Raw genomic sequence first — 7,196 nt, 5'->3', positions numbered from 1 at the left:
GCCGAGGCGGGTCCGCACTTCACCGGGTACGGCTGGGTGGCCGCGGACATCCCCGAGCTGTCGTTGGCCGTCCTGCCCGACCACCAGTCCCAGGGCCTCGGCGGCATGCTCCTCGACGTCGTGTGCACATTGGCGAAGATGAGCGGTTTTCCTGCTGTCAGCCTCTCGGTCGAGGACGGCAACGGCGCGGCCCGGCTCTACCACGACCGCGGATTCGTCACGGTCGGGCGCAACGGGGACTCTGACATCCTCGTCCGGCAGCTCAAGTAACGTAGCCAAGTGACTCAGCAGACCCAGCAAACCCAGCAGACTCAGCTAAGCCAACTGACTCAGCAACCCCAGCAGTCTCAGCTAAGCCAACTCGGGCAGCTCCTCTTCGTACAGCCACGGATGGACAACCTCGGCGAGGTCGCGGCCGGCCACACCGGAGATGCACTCGAGGAACTCTGAGGTCTCGACCGAGGAATGACGATGCTTCGTCGTCCACTCCGAGATCGCGGCGAAGAAGACCTCGTCACCGATCTCGAGCCTCAGCGCGTGCAGGCACAGTGCTCCGCGCTTGTACACACGGTCATCGAACATGTCGGGACCACCCGGATCGCTGAGCACGAAGTCCTGCGGTTCGTCGGCGAGAGCCTCTCGCCAGGTCTGCGCACACTCGTGGGCACTGCTGCGACCCGAGGCTTCCGACCACACCCACTCCGAATAGCAGGCGAACCCCTCATTGAGCCAGATGTCGGACCAGCGTCGAGGCGTCAGCGAGTTTCCGAACCACTGATGGGCCATCTCATGGGCAACCAGTCGTTCGGCCTCCCACTCCTCGCCCAGGTGGTTGGGACCCAACACTGACAGGGGTTGTGACTCAAGGGGGATCTCGAGCTCGTCGTCGGTCACGACCACGTCGTAGCGGTCGAAGGGGTACGGGCCGAAACGGTCGATGAACTCGTTCATCATGGAGTGCTGGACCCGCAGGCGCGTCGACGCGGTGGGCCAATGCTCGCCCGCATAGAGACCCAGGGGGACAGGGGAGGGGGCAGTGCCGTCCTCGGCGGCGATCTGGGTGTGCCGGTAGCGGCCGATCTGCACCGTGGCCAGGTACGTCGCCAGCGGCGTCCGGGACTCGTAGGTCCATGCTGTGCGGCCGGCCTTGCGGACCTTGTCGATGAGCTGGCCGTTGGACACGACGGTGTATTCGGACTCCGTGAGCACCCGGATGCGGTACTTCGACTTGTCCGAGGGATGATCGTTGCAGGGGAACCAGGTCGATGCGCCGACGGGCTGCCCGGCGACGAGGACACCGTCCTCGAGCTCCTCCCAGCCCACGTCACCCCAGGTCCCGATCGCGGGCTGCGGATTACCGACATAGGCGACGTCGATGCGCACCGGCTGGTTCTTCGGCAGGGGGTCGGTGGTCAGCCGCAGCTTCTTGCCCCGCGTCGAGTACCGAACCTTCTTGCCGTTGACGGTGGCCTTCGTGACTCGCAGACCTGTGAGATCGAGGAGGATCGTCTTCGTCTCCGCCAGCACTCGACCCGTCAGGCTCGCACGTGCGGAGAGGCGGTTGGGTCCGACCCGGTAGTCGAGGTCCAGGTCGTAGTGGTCGATGGTGAGGCCGGTGGTGCCGACGTCCGGTGTGTAGGGATCAAGCATCGTGGTGCCGCCTTGCTGCTGTTTCCGGTTCGTCGGATCCGACGTCAGGAAGTTCCGGTGCATCCACCCAGGGTATGACAGGATTGCCGCTGAAATAGGCATGCGCCGGCACGAACTCTCCGCGCATCACCAGCGACGCCGCACCGACCGTGGCGTTCGTGCCCAGACTGGACGCAGGCAGGATCACGCTGTTGGGTCCCAGCGTGGATCCCTCCTCCAGCTCAACGGCGTCCAAGCTCATCACCCGGTCGTGGAAGAGATGCGTCTGGACCACACAGCCGCGGTTGATCGTGGAGTTGTCGCCGAGGCTGACGAGGTCGGCTTCGGGCAGCCAATAGCTCTCACACCACGCCCCGTGGCCGATCTTCGCTCCCATTGCACGCAGGTACCACACGATGGCGGGTGTCCCCACCGCATTCCTGGCGAACCACGGTGCGGCGATGAGCTCGACGAAGCAGTCGGCCACCTCGTTGCTCCAGATGAACGACGACCACAGAGGGTGCTCGCCGGCCCTGATCGGACCTGCGCAGATCCATTTGGCGGCGATCGCGAGCCCCGCCGCCACCGCACCGGCGGCCATCATCACGATGCCCGAGGTCAGCAGAGCGAGCCCGACAGAGGCCAGGAACGATCCGCCCGAGCCCGGCAGTCCGAGGAGAAACTCGATGGTGATGACAACCGCGGCGATGAGTGCGCCGGCGACCATCACCGAGGTGATCCGCAGGGTCTCGAAGAAGGCGCGGGCCGATCTGACGCCCAGCGTCGGCGCATAGGTCAGCGTCTCGTCGGCATCGACTGCTGCCCGGCGCAGCTGCCTCGGGGGAGAGCCGAGCCAGGAGGAGCCCTTCTTCGCCTTCGCCGGGGCCGCGGACAGCACCGCCACCAGCGCATTCTTGGGCACACGTCGCCCCGGGGAGGCGATGCCCGAGTTGCCGAGGAAGGCGCGCTTGCCGACCTTCGCCCGGCCGGCACGCATCCACCCGTGGCCGAGTTCGTAGCTGGCCACCATGGTGTCGTCTGCCAAGAACGCACCGGCGGCGATGGTCGTCATCGTGGGGACGAAGACCACCGTCGAGATCTCCGTGCCCGGCCCCACTTTCGCTCCGAGCAGTCGCAGCCACCACGGGGTGAGCATGGAGGCGTAGAGCGGGAAGAGAAGGTCCCTGGCGAGGTCGAGGAGTCGCTCCGTGGCCCACACTCGGTAGCCGCGAGCCGAGCGGACGGGGAATTCTCCCTCCTTCATGCCAATGGACAGGAGCCGCACCGAGACCAGGATGAACAGTGCGGTGCAGACGAACCAGATGCAGGCGATGAAAGGGGACCAGACCAGAACGAGCCAAGGGGACTCGACGACTCTGATGCCCGAGACTGCGATCATGAGCGCGAGTCCCGGCACGGCCGCCAGATAAGGCAGAGCGGCGTTGAGCTGAGAGCCCAGGGCATAGAGCAGGAAAGGCAGCTTGCGGCGAGGCGGTGGAGCGGGCCAGCTCCTCTTGGCCTTGCCGATCCGGACAGCGGGGGAGCCCGAGTAGATCTGGTTCCGGCGCACCTTCCCGGTCACAGCAGAACCGGCCTCGATCAGGGCACCCTCACCGACCCGGGTGCCCGGCATCAATGTGGAGCGGGCCCCGATCGTCACGTTGGAGCCCACATCGATGGTGCCGATGCGCAGCAGGTCACCGTCGACCCACCACCCCTTGAGATCGACCTCGGGTTCGATCGCGGCGCCCTCACCCACAGTCAGGAAACCAGTCACCGGGGGAGCCGAGTGCAGATCCGCATCCGGCCCGATTCTGTTCCCCAGGAGCTTGCCGTACCAGGTCACCCAGGGCGCGCTCGCCACCGAGACGGCCGCCGCGAGATCGGCGATGTGTTCGGCCAACCACAGGCGCTTGTGCACCCATCCCGATCGAGGATAGTCACCCGGACGGATGCCGAGCATCAGCGCACGCGCGGCGCCGGCGGAGATGAGCATACGACCCCAGGCGGTGACGAAGACCGCGAACAGCGTGATGATCACCGGCCAGGGAGTGACAGGAAGATCCGCGCCGAGGCTGCTGCCGAGGTTCGCGAGCACCATCGCGATGACGACCCACCTGACCCCGCCGAGGATGTGGACCGGCACCGCGAGCAGAGTCTGGAAGGCCTGCATCCCCCTCGACGTCCGAGTGATGGTCCGTCGTGGACGGGCGCTCGCCGCGGCTCCGTCGTCGACGCGGCACAGGGTCGAGAGTGCGCCGAAGCGCGGGTGGGCATAGACGTCGCCCACGGTGACGCTGGGATGCTGGGTCCTCAGCCGTGAGACCAGCTGCGCGGCGGCGAGGGACCCGCCGCCGGCGGAGAAGAAGTCCGTGTCCCATCCGGGCCGCGACCCGAGCACCGCCGACCACTGCTCGGCGATCCATTCGACCTCGGGCGCGAAGGTCTCCGTGCTGTCCTCGGCCTCGGCGACATCGCTTATCGGCCAGGGCAGAGCATTGCGATCGACCTTGCCCGAGGTCTTCGTCGGCAGTTCGTCGATGAGCGCCAGCCGGGGCACCAGGGCAGCAGGAAGTTCGGCGCGCAGAGCCTGTTCCCATGCGGAGATGCGGTCCCCGGGATTCGCCGCACTCGACGCGATGTAGCCGATGAGGATGTCAGTGCCCGCCGGGGTCTGCTTCACGGCCGCAGCACCACCGTCGACATCGGGCAGGGCCTGGAGGGCAGCGTCGATCTCACCGAGCTCGATGCGGCGACCGGCAAGCTTGATCTGCTCATCGGCACGGCCGACGAAGATGAGCCCCTGCCGGTCGCTGATGACGAGGTCACCCGAGCGATAGGCCCTCGCCCAGCCGAGCGTCGGCATCGGAGCGTACTTCTCGGCGTCCTTGCCGGGATCAAGGTAGCGGGCCAGCCCGATACCGCCGATGATGAGCTCACCGGTCTGGCCGTCGGCGACGGGAATTCCTGCCGCATCGACGACAGCCAGGGACCAGCCGTCCAGGGGCAGCCCGATCCGAACCGGCTCGGAACCGTCGAGCTGTGCTGCGCAGGCCACCACCGTCGCCTCGGTGGGGCCGTAGGTGTTCCAGACCTCGCGACTCTCGTCGCTGAGTCTGCGCCCGAGCTCAGGAGGACAGGCCTCACCGCCGAAGATCAGGAGACGGACTGCGTCGAGGCTGTCGGCCGGCCACAGCGCTGCCAGAGTGGGAACGGTCGAGACCACGGTGATGCCGCGTGAGGACAGCCACGGGCCCAGATCCATGCCGGACTTCACCAAGGCGCGAGGAGCAGGAACCAGGCACGCACCATGTCGCCAGGCCAGCCACATCTCCTCACAGCTGGCGTCGAAGGCCACGGACAGACCGGCCAGCACCCGATCTCCCGGGCCCAGCGGTTCGTCCTGGCAGAACATTGCCGCTTCGGCGTCGACGAACGCCGCCGCACTGCGGTGGGAGACGGCGACACCCTTCGGCTTACCCGTCGAACCCGAGGTGAAGATGACCCAGCAGTCGTCGTCGGGGACCGGGCGTCGCAGCTCTGAACTCGCCAGCGGGCCCCGATCGGTACGGGACTCAATCGACCTCTCGGCGGTGATGACGCCGGTGACGGCCGCCTCGGTGAAGACGGTGTGTGCCCGCTCATCGGGATCGTCGACGTCGACGGGAACGTACGCCGCGCCCAGCATCATCGTGGCCAGGATCGAGACGTAGAGATCGGACGAACCGGAGGCCACCCGGATGCCGACCTTGTCCCCCGGCCCGATTCCCGCCTCGGCCATCGTGAAAGCGAGATCACGGATCTCGACGATCAGGTCGGAATAGCTGAGGGCGCCTCGTCCGTCGTCGATGGCAGGCTGATCGCCATGTGCTCCTGCGGTTTCCAAGAGGACGTCGATGAGTGTGCGGTCCTCACGGGGGCGCGAAGCTGCTGGGAACTGAGGCGAATGTATGGTCACAGGTCTTCCGAGTTGAGAGCGAAACATGGACGCCGGCGTATGGGCCGACCGTCATCGCCGGAGACTCTATATCGTCAAGGTGTCGCGAATGTGAACGATCACCCCTGAGCGTCTGGGCACAAGAGCTCCTCGGCTATCATGCATACGCTGCGCTGTTCTTCACCCACAGAATGACGAGGCACTGATGTCCGTGATAGATGTGAACCACGGGTATGAAGCACGTCACCCGAACGATTTTCAATGACGAGGAGAGAGCCAATGGTCACAGTCTTCAAGAATGCCAAGGTCTTCGACGGAACGCGGTTCCTGGTGGGGCTGCGAGACGTCGTCGTCGACGGGGGAGTGATCTCCGCAATCACCGAGGGCGGCCAGGGCTCACACGACGCCAGCGCCAGCTTCGTCGACTGCGCAGGCAAGACACTCATTCCCGGCGTCATCGACTGCCACGTGCACCTGATGAGCACAGGCGCCGGTGACTCCTCCTCGTTCCACGACCCGTTCTCGCTGCAGTTCTACAACTCCGTGGCCCAGATGGAGAGGACGCTCAAGGGCGGGGTGACCACCGTCCGCGATGCGGGCGGCACCGACCTCGGCGCAAAGGTCGCGGTCGAGTCGGGCGTCGTCCGCGGACCACGCATGTCGATCGCGGTCAACATCATGTCCCAGACCGGCGGGCACGGTGACTTCCACCTGGTCTCGGGAGCGGACTCGCCGTTCATGGCTCCGCACCCGGGCCGGCCCTCAGGTGTTGCCGATGGGCTCGAGGGAGTGCAGCGCAAGACCCGGGAGCTGCTGCGGGCAGGTGCCGATCACATCAAGATCTGCTCGACCGGAGGTGTGCTCTCGCCCCGGGACGATCCCCGGCATTCCCAGTTCACCGAGGCGGAGATCGCCGTCATCGTCGCCGAGGCGGCTTCCCAGGGCGCCCATGTCATGTCCCATGCCCAGGGCGCACCGGGAATCAAGAATGCGGTGAGGGCCGGCGTGCGTTCCATCGAACACGGCATCTACCTCGACGACGAAGCCATCGACCTGATGCTCGCCAACGGCACGTTCCTGGTCCCGACCCTGCAGGCTCCCCAGGCAGTGATCAAGTCCGCCGAGGCGGGTTCGGCTCTGCCGCAGTCCGTCGTCGACAAGGCCCATGCGGTCATCGAATCGCACTACGCTTCGATCGCGAAGGCCCATGAGGCCGGGATCAGGATTGCGATGGGCACCGATGCCGGTGTCGGGCCGCACGGTGAGAACCTTGAGGAGATCAGCCTGTTGGCCGGGGTAGGTCTCTCCACCGCCGAAGCCTTGGCGGCAGGCACTTCAGTCGCGGCCGATCTGCTCGGCCACGACGAGGTCGGTCGCATCGGTGAGGGCGCGCTCGCCGACCTCGTCGTCGTCGACGGCGACCTCAGCATCGAGGACGTCAGGGGAATCGAGGACCGCGTGAGTTCCGTGTATCAGGGCGGCGAAATCGTCTGAGACGGGGAGTCGCACAGTCGTGCACGTCGGCCGGCACAGGCTGGCGTGCACGTGGGTGCGAGGGCACCAAGTGAGGGAAGGCTGACCTCACTTAGCGTACAATTGCGGTGTGAGCAACAGAAACCAGCCGCACCAC

The 7,196-nt window shown here is 66.3% G+C and carries 4 protein-coding genes; 2 read left to right on the top strand and 2 right to left on the bottom strand.

Annotated features, from left to right (window positions below):
• Window positions 1–270: GNAT family N-acetyltransferase (locus L0G76_RS04700; RefSeq protein ID WP_304356163.1), on the top strand; the 270-nt coding region annotated here is incomplete at its 5' end.
• An 81-nt stretch (window positions 271–351) separates the two neighbouring features.
• On the opposite strand, the gene L0G76_RS04695 is transcribed toward L0G76_RS04700, so the two are convergent.
• Window positions 352–1,713 carry a M1 family metallopeptidase gene (locus tag L0G76_RS04695; protein WP_304356162.1) on the bottom strand — a complete coding sequence of 454 codons (1,362 nt, stop codon included), beginning with the start codon at window positions 1,711–1,713 and terminating at the stop codon, window positions 352–354.
• Window positions 1,643–5,614, bottom strand: a complete 3,972-nt coding sequence (locus tag L0G76_RS04690; protein WP_487246988.1) for a Pls/PosA family non-ribosomal peptide synthetase — start codon at window positions 5,612–5,614, stop codon at window positions 1,643–1,645. Before L0G76_RS04690 ends, L0G76_RS04695 begins: the two co-directional genes overlap by 71 nt.
• A 231-nt stretch (window positions 5,615–5,845) precedes the next feature.
• Here L0G76_RS04690 and L0G76_RS04685 point away from each other — a divergent pair, with 231 nt between their 5' ends.
• Window positions 5,846–7,060, top strand: a complete 1,215-nt coding sequence (locus L0G76_RS04685) for a metal-dependent hydrolase family protein (RefSeq protein WP_304356160.1) — start codon at window positions 5,846–5,848, stop codon at window positions 7,058–7,060.
• Window positions 7,061–7,196 lie beyond the last annotated feature (136 nt).

The organism is Brevibacterium picturae, from assembly GCF_030453725.1.
In the GTDB taxonomy this organism is placed as follows: domain Bacteria; phylum Actinomycetota; class Actinomycetes; order Actinomycetales; family Brevibacteriaceae; genus Brevibacterium; species Brevibacterium sandarakinum_A.
Note: the sequence above shows the minus strand (reverse complement) of the source record. Positions and strands in the feature narration are given on the sequence as shown.